This is a genomic window from Streptomyces violens (genome assembly GCF_000717745.1).
Classification (GTDB): domain Bacteria; phylum Actinomycetota; class Actinomycetes; order Streptomycetales; family Streptomycetaceae; genus Streptomyces; species Streptomyces violens.
In genome coordinates this window covers 1-250 of the sequence record NZ_JOBH01000052.1, presented here as the reverse complement: position 1 = coordinate 250, position 250 = coordinate 1, and the positions used below count along the sequence as shown (strand labels likewise).

1 protein-coding gene is annotated in these 250 nt (G+C 68.8%); it reads right to left on the bottom strand.

Translation table 11 applies throughout. The features are described from left to right. A partial coding sequence (locus tag IF04_RS0135350; protein ID WP_030267744.1) for a radical SAM protein occupies positions 1-250 on the bottom strand: 250 nt, incomplete at both ends.

Here is a 250-nt window from a genome sequence, read left to right as displayed (position 1 = left end):
GGCCTGGGCCTGCTGGACGGTGGAGACGCGGTCCTCGTAGGTGTGCGTCGTGGTGATCTTCCCGTAGGTGGCCTCGGAGGTGTTGAGGTTGTGGTTGTACGCGTCGGCGCCGGCGTCCTTCAGCCGCGAGGCCTGGCCGTCGGAGAGCAGTCCCAGGCAGGCGCACACCTCCACGCCCTGGTTCTGTTCCTTGATGGCGGAGATGGTCTGCGAGACGCGGTCGACGTCCTTGTCCGTGGGGCCGCGGCCG